This is a genomic window from Nocardioides sp. zg-1230 (genome assembly GCF_013155335.1).
In the GTDB taxonomy this organism is placed as follows: Bacteria; Actinomycetota; Actinomycetes; order Propionibacteriales; family Nocardioidaceae; genus Nocardioides.
Window position 1 is genome coordinate 132379 of the sequence record NZ_JABJQZ010000009.1, and the last position, 23626, is coordinate 156004.

Below are 23626 nucleotides of genomic sequence, written 5' to 3' on the forward strand. Positions count from 1 at the left end.
CGGTGGTGTCAGATCTCGAACCCGAGGCGGCGCGCCGAGCGCTGCCGCTGGCGGGAGGCGCGCAGCCGGCGGAGGCGGCGTACGAGCAGGGGGTCGGCCTCGAGCGCCTCGGGACGGTCGATCAGCGCGTTGAGGACCTGGTAGTAGCGGGTGGAGGACATGTCGAACTTGTCGCGGACCGCCTGCTCCTTGGCGCCGGCGTACTTCCACCAGTGCCGCTCGAACTCGAGGATGTCGCGATCGCGCTGGCTCAGTCCAGCGGCAGTCTCCTGCCCGGCTGCGATGTGCTCGGCTGCGTCCATCGGACATCTCCTCCTCGACCCCACGTCCACCCGTGACCGGGTGGACGAGCACGAGTCTAGGCGACGAACGACAACGATGTCATTCGCCTCCGGCGAGTCGTCTGGACAAAACCGGCCGCGGGCTCGCATGAGCGGGGCACCGCGGGGTGGTCTGCGGCTCACCGGTCGTCGCTAGGGTTGCTGACGTGAGTGGAGCTCCGCAGGCAGACCTCGTGATCGTGGCCAACCGGCTGCCCGTGGACCGGGTGCCCCAGGAAGACGGCTCGGTGTCGTGGCGTCCGTCGCCCGGCGGGCTCGTCACCGCCCTGGAGCCCGTGCTCCGAGCCAACGACGGCGCCTGGATCGGCTGGCCGGGCGCGGCCGACGGGGACGAGCTCGAGCCGTTCGTCGAGAACGGGCTCTCCCTCATCCCCGTCGCGATGAGCGCCCAGGAGGTCGAGGAGTTCTACGAGGGGTTCTCCAACGGCACGCTCTGGCCCCTCTACCACGACGTGATCGCCAAGCCCGTGTTCCACCGCGAGTGGTGGGACTCCTACGTCGCGGTCAACCAGCGCTTCGCCGACCGGGCCGCCGAGGTGGCTGCCGAGGGCGCGACCGTGTGGGTCCAGGACTACCAGCTCCAGCTGGTGCCGCAGATGCTGCGTGCCCAGCGCCCGGACCTGCGCATCGGCTTCTACCTCCACATCCCGTTCCCGCCGGCCGAGCTGTTCTCCCAGCTGCCCTGGCGGCGGCAGATCCTGGAGGGTCTGCTCGGCGCCGACCTGATCGGCTTCCAGCTGCCCGGCGCCGCCGCCAACTTCGTGCGCCTCGTGCGCAGCCGCGTGGGCCACAAGACCCACCGCGACACGATCTACCTGCCCGACGGCCGGCCGGTGAAGGCGACCGCGTTCCCCATCTCCATCGACACGGCCGGGTTCGAGGAGCTCGCGCGCTCGGAGGAGGTGGCGCAGCGGGCCAAGGAGATCCGCGAGGCGCTCGGCAACCCGCGGCGGATCTTCCTGGGCGTCGACCGGCTCGACTACACCAAGGGCATCTACTCCCGGCTGCGGGCCTTCGGCGAGCTGGTGCGCGACGGGCACCTCGACGTCGAGGACGCCGTCTTCGTGCAGGTCGCGACGCCCTCGCGCGAGCGCGTCGAGCAGTACCGCATCCTGCGCGACGACATCGAGATGCTGGTCGGGCGGATCAACGGTGACTACGGCAAGATCGGCAACCCCGCCATCCACTACCTCCACAACTCCTATCCCCGCGAGGAGATGGCCGCGTTCTACCGCGCCGCCGACGTCATGGTGGTGACGCCGTTCCGCGACGGGATGAACCTCGTCGCCAAGGAGTACGTCGCCTGCCGCTTCGACGACGACGGTGCGCTGGTGCTCTCGGAGTTCGCCGGCGCGGCCCAGGAGCTGCGCCAGGCCTGGCTGGTCAACCCCTACGACATCGACGGCATGAAGGCCGCGCTGCTCGACGCGTTCGCCGCGGACAAGAAGGAGACGTCGCGGCGCATGCGGGCGATGCGCAGGACGGTGGTGCAGAACGACGTGGCGAAGTGGGCCGCCGACTTCCTGCGCGAGCTCGAGGAGCTGCCCGAGCAGCACGACAAGGCCGTGCGCCCGTCGCGCTCGCGGTGACTCAGGCCCGGGGGCTCGTCCCCTCGGCGGCGCCGTGGGTGGCGTCCTGGGCCACCATGATCTCCTCGACCTCCTTGACCAGCCGCGGGCCGAGCCGCTGCCAGGATGGGTCGTAGCCGTAGACCGCGCCGAGCCCGACCGACGTACGGGTCCCGTCGAGGAGGTCGATGTCGCCGGGGGCGATCAGGCCGGGGTGCACGACACCGATCGCCTCGGACACCTTCAGCAGGTCGCGCCGCAGGGAACGGATGTAGTTGGCTGCGCGGACGCTCTTGAGCCCGACGTCGAGGCCGCGGGTGTAGCGAGGGTTCTGGGTGGCGATGCCGACCGGGCAGTGGTCGGTGTGGCACTTCTGGGCCTGGATGCACCCGATCGCCATCATCGCCTCGCGACCCACGTTGACCATGTCGGCGCCGAGGGCGAAGGCGACGATCGCGTTCTCCGGGATGCCGAGCTTGCCGGCGCCGATGAAGACGACGTCGTCGGTCAGCCCGGCCTCGGCGAAGCGCCGGTAGACCTCGGAGAAGGCGATGCGGAAGGGGTAGGCGACCGAGTCGGCGAAGATCATCGGAGCCGCGCCGGTGCCGCCCTCGCCACCGTCGATGTTGACGAAGTCGACCCCCCGGCCACCGCTCGCCATGGCCTCGGTCAGCTCGTCCCACATCGTGAGGTTGCCGACGGCGGACTTGATGCCGACCGGCAGGCCGGTGGCCTGTGCCACCGACTCGACGAAGTCGAGCATGGAGTCGACGTCGCCGAAGACGTCGTGGCGGCTGGGGGACGCGCAGTCCGTGCCCTCGGGGATGCCGCGGATCTCGGCGATCTCGCGGCTGACCTTCTCCCCCGGCAGCATCCCGCCGAGTCCGGGCTTGGCGCCCTGGCTCAACTTGACCTCGATGGCGCGCACCGGCGACGACTGCACGAGGTCGACGAGCCTCGCCATGTCGAAACGTCCGTGCTCGTCACGGCACCCGAAGTAGGACGTACCGATCTGGAAGACGACGTCGCCGCCATGACGGTGGTACGGCGACAGCGCGCCCTCGCCGGTGTTCTGCAGGCAGCCGGCCATGGCGGCGCCCTTGTTGAGCGCCTCGATGGCCTTTCCCGACAGCGAGCCGAAGCTCATCCCGGAGATGTTGACCACCGACCCCGGGCGGAAGGCGTGCGGTCGGCCGCGTGCCGCACCCATCACCTTGGCGCACGGGAGCGCGATCTCCTCCTGGGCGTGGGGCATCGTCGCGGCGCCGGGGCCGGTGAACGTGCGGTGCTTGATGATCGGGTAGCCCTCGACGCGCTCGACGTCGTTGTCGGTGCCGAAGCCGAAGTAGTTGTTCTCCATCTTCGAGCTCGCGTAGACCCAGCGCCGCTGGTCACGGCTGAAGGGCCGCTCCTCGTCGTTGCTGGTGACGATGTACTGCCGCAGCTCGGGTCCGAACCTCTCCAGAAAGAAGCGGGCGTGCCCGATGATCGGGAAGTTGCGGACGATCGCGTGCTTCGTCTGGACCAGGTCGTGCACGGTCGTCGCGGCTGCTGCCGCGGCCGTGCCGCCGAGGATGGCGTACCTCCACTTCATGACCTGTTCCTAGCCCTCCCACGACGCGTTGTCGAGGACGGCCCGTCCCGAGGGAGGGGATCAGGCGAGCTGGCCGCGGGCGATGCTCACCCCGGAGTGGGTGGGGTCGCCGTCCTCCGGCTCGACCGAGATGTCGACGATGCGATAGCCCTGGTCGATGAGTCGCATGGGGACCGCGAACTCTCCCTCGTCGCCCGAGGCGAGCAGGCCGATCGAGATCATGCGCTCGCCGTCGACGTTGATCAGCCACACCTCGTGCACGCCCGGCTCGTCGCCGAGGTCGCTCGCACTCACCCGGATGGTGAAGGTGTCGTCGGTCTGCACGGCGCTGGCCTCTCCGCGCTCGGCGTCGCTGTCGAGGGCGGTGAGGGCGGTCGCGGCGACGACGGTGCCGGTGTCGGCGGGCGGGGCGCCGGCCTCCGGGGCCTCGGTGTCGCCCGCCCCGATGCGTCCGAGCCCGATGCCTGCCAGGAGGGCGAGTGCCGCGGCGATCCCGGCGAGCCAGAGCGGGACACCCCGACGGGGCGACGGCTCGGCCGGCTCGGGCCCGGTCCGTGGGTCTGCCTGACCCGCGCGCACCTCGGCCAGGACCTGGGCACGCAGTCCGGCAGGAGGCGGGACCAGGGCGTCGGCGCCCGCGCGGCGGCGTACGCCGGTGAACGCGGCGACCAGGCCGGCGCACTCGGGGCACGTCTCGGCGTGCTCGCGCACCTCGGCGGGACCGTCCGTGGGGTCGAGGGCGAGCCCGGCGAGCTGCTCGGGATCAGCGTGACTCATGGCGCACCCCCTCCAGCTGTTGGTGGAGCTTCATCAGGCCACGACGGACGTGGCTCTTCACGGTGCCGAGCGGCAGGCCGACCTTGTCGGCGATCTCGGCGTGGCTGCGCTCCTCCCAGAAGGCGAGGAACATGATCGTGCGGCGGGGATCGGGCAGCTCCTCGACGGCCTGGCGGACCACGAGGCGCTCGGCGACCTCGTCGTCGGCCGCCTGGAGGGTGTCGTCGCGCGCGCCGGGCAGGGACACCACCGCTGCGAGCTTGTCGGCGTCGCGGGCCCGGGCTGCTCGTACGTCGGCGATCTTGTGCCGCGCGATCCCCACGAGCCAGGCCGGCAGTGCGGCGGGGCTCGGGGTCAGCGTGTGACGACTGCGCCACGCCGCGACGAACACCTGCTGGGTGACCTCCTCGGCGTCGTGGGGGTCGCGCAGGGCACGCAGCGCGTGGGTGTGCACCAGTGCGGACCAGCGGTCGTAGACCTCCTCGAGGGCGGTCTCGTCGCCGGCGACGAGACGCGCGGCGAGCGCACGGACGCCATCGTCCTGCTCGTCCTCGAACGACATCGCCTCGGTGACCACCGGGCCACCGTACCGGCGGGTACCGCGGGCGGGGAACGGGATGATGGTCATCGTCGCTCCCCGCCCGTCAGGCGTCCGTCAGGCCGTTCCTCAGAGGTCGATCGGGCGGAGCACCCGGTCGATGCCGTGGGCGACCTGCTTGTTGCCCTTGTTGAGGTCGATGGCCTTGAGGATGACCTTCGGGTCCTCGTCGTTCTTGTCGCGGTCCTTGAGCGTGATGCTCACGCTGGGCTTCGTCTTGACCTTGACCTTCACCTTGCCGCCCTGGGCGGTGGTCAGCTTGGCGCCGTTGGCCTTGAGGACCTTGTTGCTGGTCAGCGTCTTGCCCGGCACGACGTGGTAGAGCAGGACCGTCTCGATGGTGTCGACACCCGCGAGGTCCACGAGTGCCTCGAAGATCTTCTCCTCGCTCCGGATCTTCTTGCCGGTGAGGTCCTGCGCGAGCTTGCGGAACGCCTGGTCGGTGGGGGCGAAGACCGTGAGGCGCTTGCTGCCGTCGGCCAGCAGGGCGACCGGGGACTCGGGCTTGGCACCGACGATGGCGAGCGCGGCCTCGGTGACGATGTCGAAGTCGTTCTTGTCCTTGTCGAACGTGTCGCCGTCGGAGGTGAGGAGGGCGGCGAGGCTGTCCTCACCGGCGGCCTTGGCGCTGGCAGCGGGGGCCGTGGCCTGCACCGCGCCCAGGGCGAGGGCGGAGGCGGCGAGGATGGCGGGAACGCGTCGCTTCATGAGGGAGTCCTTCCGTCAGGGGCGCCCTGTGGCGCCCGTCCCCCTCTTCTCCGGCCCGACCCCACCACCGGATGCACCTCCCCCGAAATTTCTTGCACGTAGATTTCCTCCATGGACCTCATCCCCAAGCCCGACCAGGTGGTCGCCGCGGCCGGCAACGTCGCGCACACGCTGCTCTACGGCGGGCTGGCCGACCTGCGGCCGATGCCCCGGACGCTCATCGACGACGGCGAGCTGCGCGAGGTCTACCACTACCGCCCCGCCGCCGGTGTCGCCGAGACGGGCGACCCGGTCCTGCTCGTGACGCCTCTCGCCGCGCCCGCGCTCTGCTACGACCTGCGCCGCGGCTGCTCCCTCGTCGAGCACCTGGTCACGCAGGGCCGTCCGACCTACCTGCTGGAGTACGGCCAGGTGTCGTTCAAGAACCGCGCGCTGGGCATGGAGCACTGGGTCGACGACGTGCTGCCCGACGCCATCCGTGCCGTCCACGAGCACGCGGGGGGTCGCGGCGTGCACCTCGTGGGTTGGAGCCTCGGCGGGATCTTCACCCTCCTCGTCGCCGCCGACCGGCAGGACCTGCCGATCGCCTCCATCACGGTGGTCGGGTCGCCGGTCGACGTGACGAAGGTGCCGCTCGTCGCGCCGGTGCGGCCGCTGCTCAACCTCACGCAGGGCAAGGGCGTCGTCACCCGCGCCTACCGCGCGCTGGGCGGCGTGCCGACCCCGCTGGTCAACTGGGCCTTCACGGCCGCCTCGGCGCAGAAGGTCCTCACCAAGCCGATCGCGGTGCTGACCCACCTCGACGACACCGACTACCTGGCCCAGATGGAGGCGGTCACGCGGTTCATGAACAACATGACGGCCTACCCGGGCCGCACCTTCGGCCAGCTCTACCACCGCTTCGTCAAGGGCAACGCCCTCGCGACGGGCCGCATGGAGATCGGCGACCGGACCATCGACCTCGCCGCGATCTCGGTGCCCACGCTGGTCTTCGCGGGCAACACCGACGGCATCGCGCCGCTCCCGGCCGTACGCGCCGTGGTGCCGCTGCTGACCGGCTCCCCGCAGGTCCGCTTCGAGGTCGTGCCCGGTGGCCACCTCGGGATGCTCACCGGCCGGGCCGCCCGCGGGACGACCTGGACCGCGATCGACGAGTGGGTGGACGAGTGGTCGCGGGGCCCGCTGCCGGGGAAGAAGACACCTGCCACGAAGGCCTCGCGGGGGTCGATCGGGTCGAACCCGTCGCGTCGCTACGGGTCGGCGAGCTCCCGCGCCCTGGGTGGGCGGTGAGGACGGCGGTCGACGCTGCGCGGCTGCCGCTCGGCGTACGCATCGGCTACGGCAGCGGGTCGGTCGCGACCGGTGCGTTCGGCACGGTGCCGGGGCTGATGCTGCTGCCCTACCTCACCGACGAGCTCGGCATCGCCGCACTGTGGGCGGGCGTCATCGTCTTCCTGCCGAAGGCCTGGGACGTCGTGCTCAACCCTGTCGCCGGGCGGGTGAGCGACCGCACCGTCGACCCGGCCGGTCCGCGACGCCCGTGGCTGGTGCGGGCGGGGCTGATGCTGGCCGGCGCCTTCGCGCTGATCTTCGCGGCGCCCGACCTCGACAGTCGCTGGCTCGAGGCGGGGTGGGTGCTCGTCTTCTTCGTGCTCGCGGCATCGGCGTACGCGTTCTTCCAGGTGCCGTACGTCGCGATGCCCGCCGAGATCACCTCGTCGTACGACGAGCGGACTCGGTTGATGACGTGGCGCGTGGCGATCCTCGCGCTCACCATCATGGCGGCCGGGGCGACCGCGCCGCTGATCCGCGACGTGGTGGGCGGGCGCGACGGCTACCGCGTGATGGGCGTCGTGATGGCGACGGTCATCCTGGTCGGCGTGCTGAGCGCGTGGTGGGGCACCCGCCGCGCGCCGATCGGCGCGGTGGGTGCAGGCGCGGGGTCGTTGCGCGACCAGCTGCGCGTCGTCTCGCACGCCCGCGACTTCCGGGTGCTGCTGACCACCTTCGTCCTGCAGGCCCTCGCGACCGGCTGCATGCTGGCCGGCGTCGCCTACGTCGCCGAGGACCTCCTCGGTCGCACCGCTGCGGCCACGATCCTGTTCGTCTGCTTCGTCGGCCCGGCGTTGGTGCTGACGCCGCTGTGGGCGCGCTGGGGCGAGCGCGTCGGCAAGAAGCAGGGCTACGTCGCCGCGTCGCTGCTGTTGGCGGCGGGTGCCGCCCTCGCCGTGCTGGCGCGCGGCGGCGACGACGTCTGGACCTTCGTGGCGACCGGCCTCGTCGGGGTCGGCTACGCCGGGTGCCAGGTCTTCCCGATGGCGATGCTGCCCGACGTCGCCGCGGTCGACGCCGCCGTGACCGGTGAGAACCGGGCCGGGGTCTACACCGGGGTCTGGACCGCCGGGGAGACGCTCGGCCTGGCCCTGGGGCCGGCGGTGTTCGCCCTGGTGCTCGCGCTGGGCGGCTACCTGTCGAGCGAGGGGCGCGACATCACCCAGCCCGACTCGGCGTTGACGGCGATCGCCCTGGGGTTCTCGATCGTGCCGGCCCTCCTGACCGTGGCCAGCCTGTGGTGGCTGCGCCAGTACGCCCTCGACCCCGCCGAAGTGGCGGCTGCCCAAGGAGCTGTCCAGTGACCGACGCGATGCAGCGGCTCGCCGCTCTCCAGGCCCGGGACCTCCCGGTGCACGGGGGCCGCACCCTGGCCTACGTCTACGACTCCGGCGACCCCGAGGTCGATCGCGTCGCCCGCGAGGCGGTGGCCGCCTACGCCGCCTCCAACGCGCTCGACCCGACGGCGTTCCCGTCGCTGCTGGAGATGGAGAACGAGCTGGTCGGCTTCGCGTGCGACCTGCTCGACGCACCGGGCTCGGCGGTCGGGACGGTCACGTCCGGTGGCACCGAGTCGATCCTGCTGGCGGTCCAGGGCGCGCGCGACAGCCGGCCCGACGTCGTACGGCCCCGGATGGTGCTGCCGAGCACGGCGCACGCCGCCTTCCACAAGGCGGCGCACTACTTCGGGGTCGAGGCGGTCCTCGTCCCGGTGGGCCCGGACTTCCGGGCCGACGTGGCCGCGATGACCGCGGCGATCGACGACGACACCGTGCTCGTCGTGGCCAGCGCGCCGTCGTACGCCCACGGGGTGGTGGACCCGGTGGCCGGGATCGCCGCGGCGGCCGCCGAGCGCGGGGTGCGTTGCCACGTCGACGCGTGCATCGGCGGATGGGTGCTGCCGTACGCCGCCAGGCTGGGGCGTGCGGTGCCGCCGTGGACGTTCGCCGTCGACGGCGTCACCTCGATCTCCGTCGACACCCACAAGTACGCCTACGCACCGAAAGGCACCTCGCTGCTGCTGCACCGTGACGCGGCGCTGCGCAAGCCGCAGTTCTTCGCCTCCGCGGCGTGGCCGGGCTACACGATGCTCAACGCCACGACCCAGTCGACCCGCTCCGGCGGACCGGTCGCGGGGACGTGGGCCGTCGTCGAGCACATCGGCGACGACGGTTACCTCGCCCTCGCCGACCGCGCACTCGCCGCGGTCGACGCGATCGTGGCGAGCATCGGGCGCGAGCCGGCCCTGCGACTGGTCGTGCCGCCGGACTCCACGCTCGTGACGCTGGCGACCGACGCCTCGTGCGACCCGTTCACGCTGACCGACGAGCTGGTGGCGCGTGGGTGGTACGTCCAGCCGCAGATCTCCTTCGGCGACGACGGTCCGAGCATCCACCTGTCGGTCAGCGCCGGCACGCTCGTCCACGTCGACGAGTTCGCCACGGCGCTCTCCGACTCGGTCGCGGCGGCGCAGGCAGCCGGCCCGGTGGCCGTCGACCCCGAGGTGGTGGCGTTCATCGAGGCGCTCGACCCGGCCGCGCTCGGCGACGACGACTTCGACGGCCTGCTCGCCGCGTCGGGGCTCGTCGGTGCGTCGGCCGACGGTGAGCTCGAGCTGCCGAGCCGGATGGCGGAGGTCAACGCGATGCTCGACGTCGCGTCGCCCCGCATGCGCGAGGCGCTGCTGGTCGCCTTCCTCGACCGGCTCCAGCGGCCCGTCCGCGAGGACGCCCGATGAGCGCGCTCGCCGGGCTGGTCGACAAGGGGCTGGTGGCCCCCGACTGGGCCGAGGCCCTGGCCCCCGTCGACGAGCGGATCGCGGAGATGGGCCGCTTCCTGCGCGAGGAGGTGGCCGCCGGTCACGGCTACCAGCCGGCGGGCGACCTGGTGATGCGGGCCTTCCAGCGCCCGCTCGCCGACGTACGCGTCCTGGTCGTGGGGCAGGACCCCTACCCCAACCCCGCGCACCCGATCGGGCTGAGCTTCGCCGTCGAGCGCCACGCGTGGCCCCTGCCGCCGAGCCTGGTCAACATCTACGTCGAGCTGCGCGACGACCTGGGCATCGTCCCGCCGCGACACGGCGACCTGTCGGCGTGGGCCGACCAGGGCGTGATGCTCCTCAACCGCACCCTCACGGTGCGCCCGGGCGACTCCAACAGCCACCAGGGCAAGGGCTGGGAGGCGGTCACCGAGCGCGCGATCACCGCGCTCGCCGAGCGCGGTGGACCCTGCGCGGCGGTCCTGTGGGGCCGGCACGCGCAGAAGCTCAGACCGCTCCTCGGCGACGTGCCGTGCGTGGAGTCGGCGCACCCCTCACCGCTGAGCGCGCGACGCGGCTTCTTCGGGTCCAGGCCCTTCAGCACGGTCAACCGGCTGCTGGAGGAGCAGGGAGCCGAGCCCGTCGACTGGACCCTTCCAGCGTACGACGACGTCCCGGCGCGGTAGTCCGCCGGGAGAAGTGCGTGGGAACGCCCCGCTCGACCGCTTGCCGCTGGACCACTTGGGGAATATAGTTGAACCAACAACTATTGAGGATGTCATGACCACTCCCATGCCCGCCCTGTACATCGGCCACGGTGCCCCGCCGCTGCTCGACGACCCGATCTGGTCCGGCCAGCTCGCGGCCTGGGCCAAGGACCTGCCGCGCCCCAAGGCGATCCTCATCGTGTCGGCGCACTGGGAGTCGGCCCCGGTGAGCCTCACCGCGAGCGGCGCGCCGCTGGTCTACGACTTCGGCGGGTTCGCGCCGAAGTACTACCGGATGACCTACGAGACGCCGGACGCCTCCGCGCTGGCCCAGCGCGTCGCGGCGATGATGCCGAGCGGCGAGCCGGTCCACCAGCACACCTCACGCGGGCTCGACCACGGCGCCTGGGTGCCGCTGAAGATCATGTACCCGGAGGCCGACATCCCGGTGCTCCAGATGTCCCTGCCGACCGACGACCCGCACCGGCTGATGAAGCTCGGCGAGCGGCTGCGTCCCCTGCGCGAGGAGGGCGTGCTCATCATCGGCTCCGGCTTCCTCACCCACGGCCTGCCGTTCCTCAAGGAGTTCCGCATCGAGGCCGCCGCCCCCGGCTGGTCGGTGGACTTCGACCTCTGGGCCGCCGACGCCCTCACCCGCGGCGACGTCGACACGCTGTCGGCGTACCGGTCGAAGGCGCCGGGCATGCCGTACGCCCACCCGACCGTCGAGCACTACACGCCGCTGTTCGTGACGCTGGGCGCCGCGACAACCGCCGACGAGCCGGGCATCCAGGTCATCGACGGCTACTGGATGGGTCTCTCGAAGCGCTCGCTGCAGGTCGCCTGAGGACCTGAACTAGTCTCGCTCCGTGCGCGTCCTCTCGATCCAGTCCCACGTCGCCTACGGCCACGTCGGCAACTCCGCGGCCGTCTTCCCCCTCCAGCGCCTCGGCCACGAGGTGTGGCCGGTGCTGACGGTGAACTTCTCCAACCACACCGGGTACGGCGCCTGGCGCGGGCCGCTGATCGCGGCCGAGGACGTCGCCGAGGTGATCACCGGCATCGGCGAGCGGGGCGCCTTCGAGACGTGTGACGCGGTCCTGTCGGGCTACCAGGGCTCGCCGGAGATCGCCGACGTCATCGTGGACGCGGTCGCGCAGGTCAAGGCGGCCAACCCCGACGCGACGTACACCTGCGACCCGGTCATGGGCAACGCGACCTCGGGGTGCTTCGTCAACCCGGCGATCCCGCCGAAGTACCGCTCGACGGTGATCCCGGTCGCCGACGTGCTGACGCCCAACCAGTTCGAGCTCGGCTTCATCACCGACCGCGACTCCCTGAGCGGCCCCTCGTCGCTCGACGACGTCCTGGCCGCCGTCGACGAGGTGCGCGCCCTCGGGCCGTCGACGGTGCTGGTCACGTCGGTGGACCGTGAGGGTGCCGACGACGGCGTCATCGAGATGCTCGCCGTCACCGCCGACGGCGCCTGGCTGGTGACGACCCCGCGCCTGCCGATGAAGGCCAACGGGTCCGGCGACATCACCGCCGCCCTGTTCACCGCCCACCTGCGCACGACCGGATCCCCCGCCGAGGCCCTCGCCCGGACGGCCTCGTCGGTCTTCGCCGTGCTGAAGAAGACCCTCGACTCCGGCGAGCGGGAGCTCCGCCTGATCGCCGCGCAGGACGCGATCGCGTCGCCCGCCTGCGAGTTCGAGGTGCAGCAGGTCCGCTAGTACGACTTCCCCTCGGCGTAGCGCGTGGAGCAACCGCAGATCGCGCAGGCATGCTGCTGGGCTTCGAGCAGGTAGGTCCGGATGTAGTGCCCGACGTTCGTGGCGGTCTGTGCCACGCCCGTGGACAGCCAGCGCTCGATCTTGCTCCTGGGCTCCATCGCGCGCTGGCGCCTGTTGCTGCAGTACACCTTCTGGTGTCGCTTGGTCAGGGTCGCGCCGCACCCGAGGCAGCTCATGTGACGACGCCAGGTGTCCCCACCGACACCGGAGCCGCGTGAGAGATTCGAACTCTCGCAACCCAATTTACAAGATTGGTGCTCTACCCCTGAGCTAACGCGGCGTGCGCCCGAGGGCGCGGCGGCCATCCTAGGTGAGGGAGGATGTCGCCCGTGAGCCTCCTCCACGACCCCCACCACGACGGGTCCCCGCTCTACGTCTCCGACGAGGCACCTGAGCTCGGCACCAGCGCCACCGTCCGGGTCCGCACCAGCGCCGACGACCCGATCGACGCGGTCTGGCTGCGCACGACGTACGACGCCGAGCCGGTCTACCACCCGATGACCTCGACGACCACCGGCGACATCGTCTGGTGGGAGGGCGAGCTGCCGGTGCACAACCCGGTGACGCACTACCGCTTCCTCATCGTGCGAAGCGGTGGCGAGGAGCAGGAGTGGCTCACCGGCGCCGGGCTGGTGGGCCACGACCTGCCTGACGCCGCCGACTTCCGGCTCACCGCCCACGCGCCCGCGCCCGACTGGGGGCGTGACGGCGTCGTGTACCAGGTGTTCCCCGACCGGTTCGCGCGCTCCGCGGCCGCCGACCTCCGCGAGCTGCCCGACTGGGCGCTCCCGGCCGAGTGGGACGACGAGGTGGTCTTCGAGGGCAGCGACCCGCGCACCCCGATGCAGCTCTACGGCGGCGACCTCGACGGCATCACCGAGCACCTCGACCACGTCGCCGCGGTCGGGGCCGACATCGTCTACACGACGCCGGTCTTCCCCGGCGAGAGCAACCACCGCTACAACGCGACGACCTTCACCGAGGTCGACCCGCTGCTCGGTGGCAGCGAGGCGTACGCCCGGCTGAGCGCGGCGGTGCACGAGCGGGGCTGGCGGATCCTGGGCGACCTCACCACCAACCACACGGGCGACACCCACGAGTGGTTCCTCTCCGCGGTCGACGACCCGCGCGACCCGCACCGCTCCTTCTACTACTTCGAGGACGACGGCACCTACGCCGACTGGATGGGCCACGGCACGCTGCCGAAGATCAACCACGCCAACCTCGACGTCCGCCATGCGATGGTCGACGGACCCGACTCCGTCGTCGGTCGCTGGCTCCAGAAGCCCTATGCCGTCGACGGCTGGCGCATCGACGTCGCCAACATGACCGGCCGCCTCGGCGCCATCGACGTCGCCCACGAGGTCGCCCGCACCGTGCGCGCCACCGCGGCGGCCCTGCACGAGGACCCGTGGGTCATCGGCGAGCACAACCACGACGCGACCGGTGACGTCGACGGCGACGGCTGGCACGGCACGATGAACTACTCCGGCTTCTCGTGGCCGGTCTGGTCGTGGCTGCGCGACCCGGCCTCTCCCGCGCGCCCGTTCGGCCGCCCCGTCCCGGTGCCCCGGCGCGGGGGTCCGGCCGTCGTCGAGACGTTCCGGGCGTGGCAGGGGGCCCTCGGCTGGCGGGCCACCGCGTCGAGCTGGAACATCCTCGGGTCGCACGACTCGGCCCGCATCCGCACGCTCGTCGGCGGCGACGCCGCCGTCCACCGGGTCGCTGCCGGCATGCAGTTCACGATGCCGGGCGTGCCGATGGTCTTCGCCGGCGACGAGATCGGGCTCGAGGGCGTCAACGGCGAGGACGCCCGCCGCCCGATGCCGTGGCACCGCCGGGAGGAGTGGGACGAGCAGACGCTGGCGACGTACGCCGACCTGGCCCGGCTCCGGCGCGAGCACCCGGCGCTGCGCCGGGGCGGTCTCCGTTGGGCGCACGTCGACGCCGACACCATCGCCTACCTGCGTGAGCACCCCGACCAGACCGTGCTGGTCGTCGCGCGCCGCGCCGTGGGCGATGCCTTCACGCTCCCCGCGGCGTCCGGCCGGCACCTCTTCGCGTCCGAACCGGGCGGTGCCGACCTGGCCGCCGGCCCCGACGGTGTCGAGGTGCCGGCATCCCCCGGGTCGCGTCTCGACATCTGGGAGATCGGCGCCGGGTAGCAGCCGCCCACTCGTGCTCGTGCACGGCTAGTGTCATCGCATGGCCATGCGGATCGTCGCCAGCCGGCCGGACCCGGCCATCCTGCGCCTGCCCTGGCACCTGCCGCTGGAGGAGTGGCCGGACGACGTCGTCGTCCCGCTGCCCCGTGGACTCTCGCGCCACGTCGTGCGCATCGTGCGGCTCGGCAGCAGCGTCTACGCCGTCAAGGAGACCAACGACGACATCGCCTTCCGGGAGTACCGGATGCTGCGCGACCTCCAGCGCATGGGGATGCCGTCGGTCGTGCCGCAGGGCGTCGTCACCGGGCGCGAGGACCGCGACGGCGAGGACCTGCCGGCCGCCCTCATCACCCACCACCTGAGGTTCTCGCTGCCCTACCGCAGCCTGTTCAGCCGCGGCATGGACGCCGAGCACGTGCCGACGCTCATCGACGCCATCGTCGTGCTGCTGGTCCGCCTGCACCTCGCCGGCTTCTACTGGGGCGACGTGTCACTGTCCAACGTGCTCTTCCGGCGCGACGCCGGCGCGCTCGCGGCCTACCTCGTGGACGCCGAGACCGGCGAGCTGCACGAGGCGGTGGGCGACCGGCTGCGGGAGTACGACATCACGGTGGGCTGCGAGAACATCTTCGCCGAGCTGATGGACCTCAGTGCGAGCGGCGCGGTCCAGCGCCCCATCGACGGCTTCGAGATCATCGAGCACCTGCGCTCGCGCTACGAGGCGCTGTGGCGCGAGCTGACCGACCTCGAGGAGTTCGGCGCCGACGAGATGTGGCGCATCGAGCGTCGTGTCGAGCGGCTCAACGATCTCGGCTTCGACGTCGACGAGCTCGACATCGTCACCGACCTCGGCGGCGACACGATCCGCATCCAGCCCAAGGTGGTGGACCTCGGTCACCACACCCGCGAGCTGCGCGACCTCACCGGCATGACGGTCGAGGACAACCAGGCCCGCCGGATCCTCAACGACATCGCCTCGTTCACCGCCCACTTCGACCTCGGGCGCGAGGACCGCCACGTCGTGGCCAGCCGCTGGATGCACGAGATCTTCGAGCCCATCATGACGATGATCCCGCCCGACGCCAGCGGCAAGCTCGAGCCGGCCGAGATCTTCCACGAGATCCTCGAGCACCGCTGGTACCTCTCCGAGAAGGCCGGCCACGAGGTCAACATCCACGAGACCGCTCGCGACTACATCGACCGCTTCCTCACTGCCAAGCCCGACGAGGCGATCACGGGTCAGGAGTGATTCTCACACCGCGACGCGTGGGCCGCGCTCGATCCACCACCTGGCCGACCCGCGCACGCTCTCGGTGAGGTCCTCGTCCGCCGCGATGTCCGGCAGCGCCGGGTGGCCGCTCATGCCGATGGCGTACGTCGCCGCCCGAGCCGTGTCCGGGTCGGCCAGCGCCCGTCGGACGACGTCCAGGGGGAGCAGGCCGCCCGAGGAGCCCACGACCTGCAAGCCGGCCCCCCTCAGCACGGGGTCGGGCGAGTCGAGCCATTCGAGGGCCGGGGCGACGATCCTGCCCGTCAGCGCTCCGTGGACGCGACGCGCCATCCGGTGTCGCAGTCGCTGGTCCGGCTCGGCCTCGACGAGCTCGCCGAGCCGGTCCCACACCGGGTGGGCCAGTGCCGGCACAGCCCCGAGGAGGAAGTAGGCGGTGACCGCGCGGCTCTCCCAGTGGCCGAAACCGATGTCGAACAGCAGCCGTGCCAGCATCGGCTGCTCGCCGACGCCGACCGTGCGGGTGACGTCGTCAGCGATGGCGGCGCACTGCGCCCAGTGCCGGTTGGTCCGGTGACGCTCGAAACCCTCGACGTCGGGCACCGGCGGCAGGGGGCGCGCCGGCGTGTGATGAGTCCCCGTCCAGGTCGCGGCGGGCGCAAGGCGGATGAGGTGGGCGATCCACTCCTCCTGTGCCGACCCTGGCTCCGACGCGTCGTACGCCTCGATGAGGTGGGGCACGACGTCCGGCCAGAACGCACCACGGGGACTGATCTCGGCCATGTTCTCGAGCGCGAGCGCTCCGCACGTCGCAACATAGGGCCGGTCTGCACGCAGCAGCTCGAGGCACCACTGGACGGCGTCGGGAGTGACAGCCTCCCCCACCGCACTGAGCAGGTCACCGAGTCCCTGCGCATGGGGGCGGGCGACCTCGCGTCGCGCCGCTCGCAGGACGAGGAATCCGTAGTCGCTGCAGCGCACCTTGGCCAGCGCCTCGTATCGCGTCGGGTAGCCGTGCCCGCACGATCGGGCCAACTCGTCCACCAGCCGGTCGATGGTGCGTTGGGCCAGCGCCTCCGGGAGGGCGACGTTCCCACGAACCGAGATCGCGCGCGCCCACCGGAGCCACTCGCCGCCCGTCACGTCGTCGACGCTGTCGAGGCGTCCGGTGAGCTCGGAGAGCTCGATGACCGTGGAGATCGGTGGCCCCGGGCGGGCGTCCCCCGGGCTCACCCACGGGAAGGTCCGCGCCAGCACGTCGATCGGCGCGCGTAGGGAACCCTCCTCCAGCCCGAGCACCCGCTCGTAGCCGTCCACCAAGGACCCGTCGCGCAGCTGTCCGGTCTCCGCGCGGGACAGCCGGGCCGGGCTGGTGCCGATCGCCGCCGCGACGGTCCTCATCCGGTTGTCGTCGACGTGCGCGGTGACCCGGGCCATGCGGAGGATCCAGGCGATGCGGGCGCGCACGTCGATGGCGCCGCCGTTGAGCGACGTTGCGTCGTCGACGACAGTCATCCGGGGTCGCTCTCGCACGGGCGGAGTATGTGCGGGCCGGTCGTCGAGCGCCTCACCCTTTCCGCGAGGTAAGGGGGATCTACGGGGAACGTGAGGGCCACGTGGCGGCACGGGACCACCGGGCGGGTTTCAGCCTGGCAAGATCGTGAATCCCGTGGCGCCCGGGTAGACGGACGATGCAGGATCGCGACCACCACAACGTCATCGGGGGAACCATGCGCATCGTCACTGCTCTGCTCGCCGGTCTCCTCGTCGCCGGCGCTCTTCCCGCGACGGCGACCGCCCTGCCTCCTGACCCAGGAGGTGGGACACATCAGGCAGCCGAGCGCTCGCAGCGACCGCGCGTCACCCTGACCGCCTCCCCCGAGTGGGTCAAGAAGGGTGGGCTCGTCACCCTGAGGGGGCAGGTGAAGGGCGCGAGCCGTGGCACCAAGGTCACGATCTTCCAGAAGACCAAGGGCAAGTCGTCGTGGAACGTCGAGGTCGTCAAGCGCACCAACCGCAAGGGACGCTTCACCCACCGCGAGGACGTCAAGTCGGGCGACCGTACGTACAAGGCGTGCGTCCGACGCGCCTGCGACCGCGTCCTCGTGCGCATGGGGCGGCCTCCGGCCGTCGACACGGCCGTGGCCGTCAGTGGCCTGAGCACCAGCGCCGTCGAGGCGGGGGCGTCGTTCGACGTCGCAGGAAGCGCCTCCCCCAACCTGGAGGGCCGCACCGTCGAGGTGCAGGCGTACGACGGCGCCAGCTCGACGTGGGGGGCCGTCGGCCGGGCGTCTGTCCGGAACGGCAGCTGGGCGACCTCGGTGGTCGTCACCACGGCTGGTCGTTCGGTCCCGATCCGCGCGGCCTTCGCGGGCGGCACGGGTCTCAAGCCGTCGACGAGCACGGCAGCGAGCATCACGGTGTTCGGCTGGTACTACCTCCAGGACCGCTACGCGGTCGAGGGCGAGTGGGATGGCACCGGCGCCTATCGCATCAGCGGCGTGACCTACGCGTACTCGGTCGCGGAGGACACGGAGTACATCGGCGTCGACCTCCAGCGGGCCTGCACCCGGTTCGCGGCCGTCGTCGGGCTCGACGACACGAGCGACTCCGACTCTCGCGCGTCGGTCCGGATCTTGGCAGACACGGTCGAGCGGTACTCCAACACCAACCTGGTCCTGGGCACCGGCTACCCCGTGTCCATTGACATCACCGGGGCGCTCCGGCTCAACGTCCAGCCGGCAGACGTCACGTCCTCCCCGCAGATCGTCTTCGGCGACGCGCGGGTGCTCTGCGCCTTCTGAGGCGCTCCCTACCCGCCGGGTCGGGGCTGAGGCTCGTGGGGATCCTCAGCCCGGCTCGATCGGCTCCCACTCGCCGACCCGCCACGAACCGTCGGTGCGCAGCCGAACCCACTGCAGCCCGACCGGTCGTCCGTCGGCGTAGGTGACCAGGCTGACGTCAGCGTTGCGCCGCGGCTTGCTGCCCAGCGCGATGGCGTACGCCGCTCCGCCGGTCGTTCCGTTGGTCCATCGGTAGCCGATGGCACCGTCGTCGCCCACCACGGGATCGGGTCCGTTCTGGACGTGGGTGTGCCCGCCAACCACCAGGTCCACGCAGCCCCGTGCGAGCGCCTCGCGGCCGAGGTTGGCGTCGTGGACGAGGACGGTGCTCACCCGCTCGCCGTCCTCCTCAGCCGCGCACGCCACGTCGGCGAGCCTCGTCTCGACCTCACCGAAGCTGAGGCCGGTCTCGTCGCGCCAGCTGCCCAGCCCACTGCTGCGCGGGTCGTCAACGCCGAGGAGGGTGCCACCCCACGGCGCGTCGACCACCTCGCCGTCGAGCATGGTCCAGCCGAGGTCGGCGAGGTAGGTGCTGACGAAGTCCCCGTGGTCGTGGTTGCCGGCGACACCGATCCGCTCCCAGTCCTCGAAGGCGGCCTGCAGGGAGTCGAGGCTGAAGGCCTCCCACGGCTGGCCGGTCGAGGTGTCGTCACCGGCGTCGAGCACGACGGTCGCTCCGGCGGCCTCGCCGATCGCCCGGGCAACGCGGTCCATGCCGATGTTGTCGTGACGGTCGCTGACGAGCAGCGCCACGGTCTCACCGTCCTCGGGCTCGCGCAGGTCGAGCCCGGCGGCCTCCTCGGCCGCGGTGGAGTAGAACGTCTTGCTCGTGCTGTAGGTGCCGAGGGCGCTGAGCACGAGACGCCTGCTCTGGTTGGTGACCGCGTTGGTGCGGATCTCGATGTCCTGCACCTCGGGGGGCAACGTGGCCTCCGGTCCGACGAAGTCGGCCAGCGTCTCCCACTTGCCCTGGTCGGCCTGGGTCTCCTCCGCGGACTCCCACGGTTGCCACACCAGCAGCGGGAGAGCAAGCAGCAGGACGAGCGCGAGCAGGCCCTGCCTCGTCCGGAGCCCCCGGAACAGCTCGCCGCGCCGGTGGCGACCGAGCAGCAGGAAGACGACCAAGGGGAGCATCCCGACCGCCAGCCCCCTGAGGGCGGCCGAGATCGCCATGTCGAGCACCACGTCCTCGACCTTGGCGATGGGCGCCGCAGGGTCGCCGGCGATGAGGGCGTAGCGATCCACCAGCTCCTCCACCGACCCCACCTCCGTCTTGCCGAGCCTGAGGTTGACGCCGAGGGGTCCCACGTCGCGAAGCCGGAAGTCGGGCAGCACCGGCCCGGTCCGGACCACGGCATCCTGGGACAACGTCGGACGCACCTCGGTGTCGTGGCCGACGAGCACGACGGTGCGGCTGCTGTTGAGGAACAGCGACACCGCGACCAGCAGCCCGAGCGCCACGCTGCCCGCGAGCAGCACGGCGCCGACGAGGAGCCGCCGCGGGGTGGAGCTCATTGTCAGGCGCGCGCCTGCGAGATGGCGTAGAGGGCGACCGAGGCGGCCACGCCGGCGTTGAGCGACTCGAGCTGGCCGGCCATCGGGATCGACACGATCTGGTCGCACGTCTCGGCCACCAGCCGGCCCAGGCCCTTGCCCTCCGAGCCGACGACCAAAACGAGCGGCCCCTCGGCCAGCCCCCCGGACGCGACGAGCTCGGGGAGCGAGATGTCACCATCGGCCGCGAGGCCCACGACCATGCAGCCCGCCTCCTGGTAGGCCTTGAGCTGCCGGGTCAGGTTGACCGTCTGGGCGATCGGGAGCCGGGCTGCGGCGCCCGCGCTGGTCTTCCACGCCGAGGCGGTCATGCCGGCGGCGCGGCGCTCGGGGATCAACACCCCGTGGGCCCCGAAGCCCGCCGCGGAGCGGACGACCGCGCCGAGGTTGCGCGGGTCGGTGACCGAGTCGAGGGCCACGACCAGCGCCGGCTCCTTCGCCTCGGCCGCCCGCTCGAGCAGGTCGTCGGCGTGGGCGTACTCGTAGGCCGGCAGCCGTGCCGCGAGGCCCTGGTGGACTGCCCCGCCGGTCATCCGGTCCATCTCGTTGCGCGTCACCTCGAGCAGGGTCAGCCCCTGCTCGGCGGCCAGCTTGAACGCCTCGCGCATCCGGCCGTCGCGCTCGGCGCCCTCGGCGACGTACACCCCCGAGACCGGGACACCGGCCTGCAGCAGCTCGACGACGGAGTTGCGGCCTGCCGCCCACTCGGCGTCGGCGGTGGTCCGCCGCTTCGGACGGGTGGTCTTGTCCCGCTCGGCGCGCTTGGCCGCCTTGTGCGCCTGGTGGTAGGGCCGGTCCTTGGCCTTGGGCGTGGGGCCCCTGCCCTCGAGCCCCCGGCGCACGCGCCCGCCCGAGCCGGCAGTGGGGTTGCCCTTGCCGGTCTTCTTGATGGCGCCCTTGCGCTGCGAGTTCCCTGCCATCTGCTTCACACGCTCCACTTCGGTCCGGTCGGGGTGTCCTCGAGCTCGATGCCCGCCGCCTTGATGCGATCGCGGATGGCGTCGGCGCGGGCCCAGTCCTTGGCCTCGCGCGCCGCCGTCCTCTCCTCGATCAACCCCTTCACCAGCGCGTCGACGACGTCGGTGAGCCGGTCGTCGGACCGCCCGGTCGCCCAGGCGGTGTCGGCCGGGTTCAGCCCGAGGACGTCGAGCATCGCGATCACCTCGCCGAACTTCTGGCCGAGCTCCTCCGACGACCCGTCGGCCAGCAGCCGGTTCCCCTCGCGGACCGAGTCGTGTATGACCGCGACAGCGGCGGGAGTGCCGAGGTCGTCGTCCATCGCCTCGCGGAAGGCGTCCGGCACGGAGGCGAACCAGGTGCCGACGACCGGGTCGGCGCGGTCGAGGAAGTCCTCGACGCGCCGGAACGCCTTCGCCGACTCCTCGAGCGCCTCGAAGCTGAACTCGACGTGCGAGCGGTAGTGGGCCGCGACGATGTAGTAGCGCAGCTCGATGCCGCGCACCCGCTCGAGCACCGACGGGATGAGCATCGAGTTGCCCAGCGACTTGCTCATCTTCTCGCCGGCAGTGGTGATCCAGGCGTTGTGCAGCCAGTACGACGCGAACGGTCGCCCGGCCGCGCGCGACTGGGCCTGCTCGTTCTCGTGGTGGGGAAAGCGCAGGTCCACGCCGCCGCCGTGGATGTCGAAGGCGGGGCCGAGGTACTTGCCGGCCATCGCCGAGCACTCGATGTGCCAGCCCGGGCGGCCCGGTCCCCATGGTGAAGGCCAGGACGCGGTCTGCGGCTCGGACTCCTTCTTCCAGCCCTTCCACAGTGCGAAGTCACGCGGATCGCGCTTGCCTCGCGGGTCGGCGTCGCCGGCGGGCTCCATGTCCTCCACGTGCTGCCGGGTCAGCTCGCCGTAGGCCGACCAGCTGCGCACGTCGAAGTAGACGTCGCCGCTGCCGTCCTCGGCGGCGTAGGCGTGGCCCCGGGCGATCAGCTGCTCGATCAGCTCGATGATCTCCGGGACGTGACCGGTCGCGCCCGGCTCGTACGTCGGTGGCAGCACGTTGATCGCGGCGAGGGCGGCGTCGAGCTCGCGCTTCATCGCCGAGGCGAGGGCGTACCAGTGGACGCCCTGCTCGGCGGACTTGGCGAGGATCTTGTCGTCGATGTCGGTGACGTTGCGGATGAAGTCGACCTCGTGGCCGGTGGCCGCGAGCCAGCGGCGCAGCACGTCGAAGTTGACCGCGGACCGCACGTGCCCGACGTGCGGCTCCGACTGCACGGTCAACCCACACACGTAGATGCCGGCCCGGCCCGGGGTGAGCGGGACGAAGTCGCGGGTCTCGCGCGTCGCGGTGTCGTGCAGCCTCAGGGTCACCGGGCAAGTCTAGGGCGCCAGCGTCGATCCACCGCCTTCGCCGGCCGGCCCGACTCCGCGGAGGATGTGACTCCTGAGACGTGTGGGACTTTCCGGGTTATCGTCGACCGGTGCTCCGACGTGTTGCGGTCCTCGCCCTTCCCCTGCTGCTGGCGACCTCGTTCGCCCCGCCGACGGGTGCTGCCGCCTCGGACCCGTCGGCCCGGCAACGTGCGACGCCGCAGGTGGACCTCACGTCGTGGAGCAGCTACCGCGACCTCAAGGCCGGCCAGCGTCGCGGCCTCAAGCTCGGTCGCGGCCAGGTCTCCCTGCTGCGCGCCAAGCCCCGCACGGTCGCCGGCAAGGCGTACGAGGCCGGCACCTGGACCTCTCCGTGGGCCACCCCTGGCTTCGCGGCGACCTCGGTCATCCCGTCGTGGGAGGCCACCGTCCCGGGCCGCACCCTGGTGCGCGTCGAGATCCGGGCGCAGGACGCCAGCGGTCGCACCGGCACCTGGGACACCGTCGCCGACTGGGCGCGCACCAACCGCCCCGTCCCGCGCACCACCTACTCCGGCCAGGCCGACGACCTCGGCCGCGTCAGCGCCGACACCTGGTTCGCCGCCTCAGCCGTGACGGCGTACCAGCTCCGCGTGACGCTCATGCGACCGAAGGGCTCGAGCAAGGCGGTCAGCCTGGAGCGCGTCGGCGCGGTCGCCTCGGCCGACGCCTCGGCGCCCCGGCCCACCTCCCAGCCCGGGCCCGCGGCCGGCACCGTCCTGCCGGTGCCGACGTACTCCCAGATGGTCCACAGCGGCCACTACCCCGCCTGGGGCGGTGGCGGCGAGGCGTGGTGCTCCCCCACGGCGCTGGCGATGGTGCTCGCCTACCACGGCATCTCGCCGACACCCGCGGGCATCACGGCCGGTCACGCCGACGCCGTCGTCGACCACACCGCCCGGATGGTCTACGACCACGGCTACCGCGGCACCGGGAACTGGGCCTTCAACACCGCCTACGCCGCGACCCTCGTCGGCGGCGACTCCTACGTGACGCGGATGCACGACCTCCGCGAGGCCGAGGACCTCATCGCGGCCGGGGTGCCGCTGATCGTCTCGATCGCCTTCGGCCGCAACCAGCTCGCCGGCGCACCCATCTCGGCCAGCAACGGCCACCTGCTCGTCGTCGTCGGCTTCGAGGCCGACGGGGACGTCGTGGTCAACGACCCCGCCGGGGCGACCAACGCCGAGGTGCGCCGCGTCTACGACCGCGCCCAGTTCGAGCGGATCTGGATCGCCGCCTCCGGCGGGACGGCGTACGTCGTCCGCAACGGCTGACAGGGGGAGTCCCGGCTC

At 71.8% G+C, this 23626-nt stretch carries 21 protein-coding genes and 1 tRNA gene; 11 read left to right on the forward strand and 11 right to left on the reverse strand.

Going from position 1 to position 23626, the window contains the following annotated elements; genetic code table 11:
* Positions 1–8: 8 nt before the first annotated feature.
* Entirely contained in the window at positions 9–302 is a 294-nt protein-coding gene (locus HOO61_RS23315) for a DUF3263 domain-containing protein (RefSeq protein ID WP_172262315.1), read from the reverse strand.
* Between the two features lie 185 nt (positions 303–487).
* On the opposite strand from HOO61_RS23315, the gene HOO61_RS23320 reads away from it, so the two are divergent.
* The gene (locus HOO61_RS23320) at positions 488–1930 is read left to right on the forward strand and encodes a trehalose-6-phosphate synthase (protein WP_172262317.1); all 1443 of its coding nucleotides are present in this window, start codon (positions 488–490) and stop codon (positions 1928–1930) included.
* Between the two features lies 1 nt (position 1931).
* Here the strand turns inward: HOO61_RS23320 and HOO61_RS23325 are convergent, their stop codons facing one another.
* Genes HOO61_RS23325 through HOO61_RS23340 form a run of 4 tightly spaced genes read right to left on the reverse strand, consistent with a single transcriptional unit; the run spans position 1932 to position 5586 of the window.
* The gene (locus HOO61_RS23325) at positions 1932–3503 is read right to left on the reverse strand and encodes an FMN-binding glutamate synthase family protein (RefSeq protein WP_172262319.1); all 1572 of its coding nucleotides are present in this window, start codon (positions 3501–3503) and stop codon (positions 1932–1934) included.
* A 60-nt stretch (positions 3504–3563) separates the two neighbouring features.
* Positions 3564–4280, reverse strand: a complete 717-nt coding sequence (locus tag HOO61_RS23330) for an anti-sigma factor (RefSeq protein WP_172262321.1) — start codon at positions 4278–4280, stop codon at positions 3564–3566.
* Positions 4267–4908 (reverse strand): RNA polymerase sigma factor, encoded by a 642-nt coding sequence (locus tag HOO61_RS23335; protein ID WP_216659228.1) that lies wholly within the window; start codon positions 4906–4908, stop codon positions 4267–4269. Before HOO61_RS23335 ends, HOO61_RS23330 begins: the two co-directional genes overlap by 14 nt.
* 39 nt (positions 4909–4947) lie before the next feature.
* Entirely contained in the window at positions 4948–5586 is a 639-nt protein-coding gene (locus HOO61_RS23340; protein ID WP_172262323.1) for a fasciclin domain-containing protein, read from the reverse strand.
* Positions 5587–5697: 111 nt separating this feature from the next.
* Between HOO61_RS23340 and HOO61_RS23345 the strand changes: the two genes are divergently transcribed.
* From HOO61_RS23345 to pdxY, 6 genes are all read left to right on the forward strand, one after another.
* Positions 5698–6876, forward strand: a complete 1179-nt coding sequence (locus HOO61_RS23345; RefSeq protein WP_172262325.1) for an alpha/beta fold hydrolase — start codon at positions 5698–5700, stop codon at positions 6874–6876.
* On the forward strand, positions 6873–8222 hold the full coding sequence (locus tag HOO61_RS23350) for an MFS transporter (protein WP_367650294.1): 1350 nt from the start codon (positions 6873–6875) through the stop codon (positions 8220–8222). Before HOO61_RS23345 ends, HOO61_RS23350 begins: the two co-directional genes overlap by 4 nt.
* A complete protein-coding gene (locus HOO61_RS23355) occupies positions 8219–9655 on the forward strand; it encodes an aspartate aminotransferase family protein (RefSeq protein WP_367650295.1) in 1437 nt (478 codons plus the stop codon). The genes HOO61_RS23350 and HOO61_RS23355 overlap by 4 nt, the downstream gene beginning before the upstream one ends.
* Positions 9652–10362, forward strand: coding sequence for a uracil-DNA glycosylase (locus HOO61_RS23360; protein WP_172262327.1), 711 nt, complete (start codon positions 9652–9654; stop codon positions 10360–10362). Before HOO61_RS23355 ends, HOO61_RS23360 begins: the two co-directional genes overlap by 4 nt.
* 94 nt (positions 10363–10456) lie before the next feature.
* Entirely contained in the window at positions 10457–11230 is a 774-nt protein-coding gene (locus tag HOO61_RS23365; RefSeq protein WP_172262329.1) for a dioxygenase, read from the forward strand.
* 22 nt (positions 11231–11252) lie between these two features.
* Positions 11253–12116, forward strand: a complete 864-nt coding sequence (pdxY, locus tag HOO61_RS23370; protein ID WP_172262331.1) for a pyridoxal kinase PdxY — start codon at positions 11253–11255, stop codon at positions 12114–12116.
* Here pdxY and HOO61_RS23375 read toward each other — a convergent pair.
* Both HOO61_RS23375 and HOO61_RS23380 read right to left on the reverse strand, forming a co-directional pair.
* Positions 12113–12352, reverse strand: coding sequence for a hypothetical protein (locus HOO61_RS23375; protein ID WP_172262333.1), 240 nt, complete (start codon positions 12350–12352; stop codon positions 12113–12115). The two genes, pdxY and HOO61_RS23375, sit on opposite strands and share 4 nt — an antisense overlap.
* A 32-nt stretch (positions 12353–12384) precedes the next feature.
* A tRNA-Thr gene (locus HOO61_RS23380) sits at positions 12385–12456 on the reverse strand.
* Positions 12457–12505: 49 nt separating this feature from the next.
* Between HOO61_RS23380 and HOO61_RS23385 the strand changes: the two genes are divergently transcribed.
* A complete protein-coding gene (locus tag HOO61_RS23385; protein WP_172262335.1) occupies positions 12506–14341 on the forward strand; it encodes an alpha-amylase family glycosyl hydrolase in 1836 nt (611 codons plus the stop codon).
* 40 nt (positions 14342–14381) lie between these two features.
* Complete coding sequence (locus HOO61_RS23390; RefSeq protein WP_172262337.1) at positions 14382–15590, forward strand: DUF4032 domain-containing protein; 1209 nt, start codon at positions 14382–14384, stop codon at positions 15588–15590.
* Positions 15591–15593: 3 nt separating this feature from the next.
* Here HOO61_RS23390 and HOO61_RS23395 read toward each other — a convergent pair whose 3' ends face one another.
* Entirely contained in the window at positions 15594–17102 is a 1509-nt protein-coding gene (locus HOO61_RS23395; protein ID WP_172262339.1) for a hypothetical protein, read from the reverse strand.
* Positions 17103–17260: 158 nt separating this feature from the next.
* Between HOO61_RS23395 and HOO61_RS23400 the strand changes: the two genes are divergently transcribed.
* Positions 17261–18373: an NPCBM/NEW2 domain-containing protein gene (locus HOO61_RS23400; protein WP_172262341.1), complete on the forward strand. Its 1113-nt coding sequence runs from the start codon at positions 17261–17263 to the stop codon at positions 18371–18373.
* A 45-nt stretch (positions 18374–18418) separates the two neighbouring features.
* On the opposite strand, the gene HOO61_RS23405 is transcribed toward HOO61_RS23400, so the two are convergent.
* The 3 genes from HOO61_RS23405 to cysS are packed head-to-tail and all read right to left on the reverse strand — an operon-like array spanning position 18419 to position 22292.
* The gene (locus tag HOO61_RS23405) at positions 18419–19927 is read right to left on the reverse strand and encodes a metallophosphoesterase (RefSeq protein WP_172262343.1); all 1509 of its coding nucleotides are present in this window, start codon (positions 19925–19927) and stop codon (positions 18419–18421) included.
* A gap of 2 nt (positions 19928–19929) precedes the next feature.
* Positions 19930–20886 (reverse strand): 23S rRNA (guanosine(2251)-2'-O)-methyltransferase RlmB, encoded by a 957-nt coding sequence (gene rlmB / locus HOO61_RS23410; protein ID WP_172262345.1) that lies wholly within the window; start codon positions 20884–20886, stop codon positions 19930–19932.
* 5 nt (positions 20887–20891) lie between these two features.
* A complete protein-coding gene (gene cysS, locus HOO61_RS23415) occupies positions 20892–22292 on the reverse strand; it encodes a cysteine--tRNA ligase (protein ID WP_172262347.1) in 1401 nt (466 codons plus the stop codon).
* Positions 22293–22402: 110 nt separating this feature from the next.
* Here cysS and HOO61_RS25120 point away from each other — a divergent pair, with 110 nt between their 5' ends.
* Positions 22403–23608, forward strand: coding sequence for a peptidase C39 family protein (locus HOO61_RS25120; protein WP_172262349.1), 1206 nt, complete (start codon positions 22403–22405; stop codon positions 23606–23608).
* Positions 23609–23626 lie beyond the last annotated feature (18 nt).

Coding starts and splice junctions, on each gene's coding strand:
- HOO61_RS23400 (WP_172262341.1), top strand. CDS start 17,261: ATGCAGGATCGCGACCACCACAACGTCATCGGGGGAACCATGCGCATC.
- HOO61_RS23325 (WP_172262319.1), bottom strand. CDS start 3,503: ATGAAGTGGAGGTACGCCATCCTCGGCGGCACGGCCGCGGCAGCAGCC.
- HOO61_RS23365 (WP_172262329.1), top strand. CDS start 10,457: ATGACCACTCCCATGCCCGCCCTGTACATCGGCCACGGTGCCCCGCCG.
- HOO61_RS23405 (WP_172262343.1), bottom strand. CDS start 19,927: ATGAGCTCCACCCCGCGGCGGCTCCTCGTCGGCGCCGTGCTGCTCGCG.
- HOO61_RS23345 (WP_172262325.1), top strand. CDS start 5,698: ATGGACCTCATCCCCAAGCCCGACCAGGTGGTCGCCGCGGCCGGCAAC.
- rlmB (WP_172262345.1), bottom strand. CDS start 20,886: ATGGCAGGGAACTCGCAGCGCAAGGGCGCCATCAAGAAGACCGGCAAG.
- HOO61_RS23335 (WP_216659228.1), bottom strand. CDS start 4,908: ATGACCATCATCCCGTTCCCCGCCCGCGGTACCCGCCGGTACGGTGGC.
- HOO61_RS23390 (WP_172262337.1), top strand. CDS start 14,382: ATGGCCATGCGGATCGTCGCCAGCCGGCCGGACCCGGCCATCCTGCGC.
- HOO61_RS23315 (WP_172262315.1), bottom strand. CDS start 302: ATGGACGCAGCCGAGCACATCGCAGCCGGGCAGGAGACTGCCGCTGGA.
- HOO61_RS23330 (WP_172262321.1), bottom strand. CDS start 4,280: ATGAGTCACGCTGATCCCGAGCAGCTCGCCGGGCTCGCCCTCGACCCC.
- HOO61_RS23360 (WP_172262327.1), top strand. CDS start 9,652: ATGAGCGCGCTCGCCGGGCTGGTCGACAAGGGGCTGGTGGCCCCCGAC.
- HOO61_RS23375 (WP_172262333.1), bottom strand. CDS start 12,352: ATGAGCTGCCTCGGGTGCGGCGCGACCCTGACCAAGCGACACCAGAAG.
- HOO61_RS23340 (WP_172262323.1), bottom strand. CDS start 5,586: ATGAAGCGACGCGTTCCCGCCATCCTCGCCGCCTCCGCCCTCGCCCTG.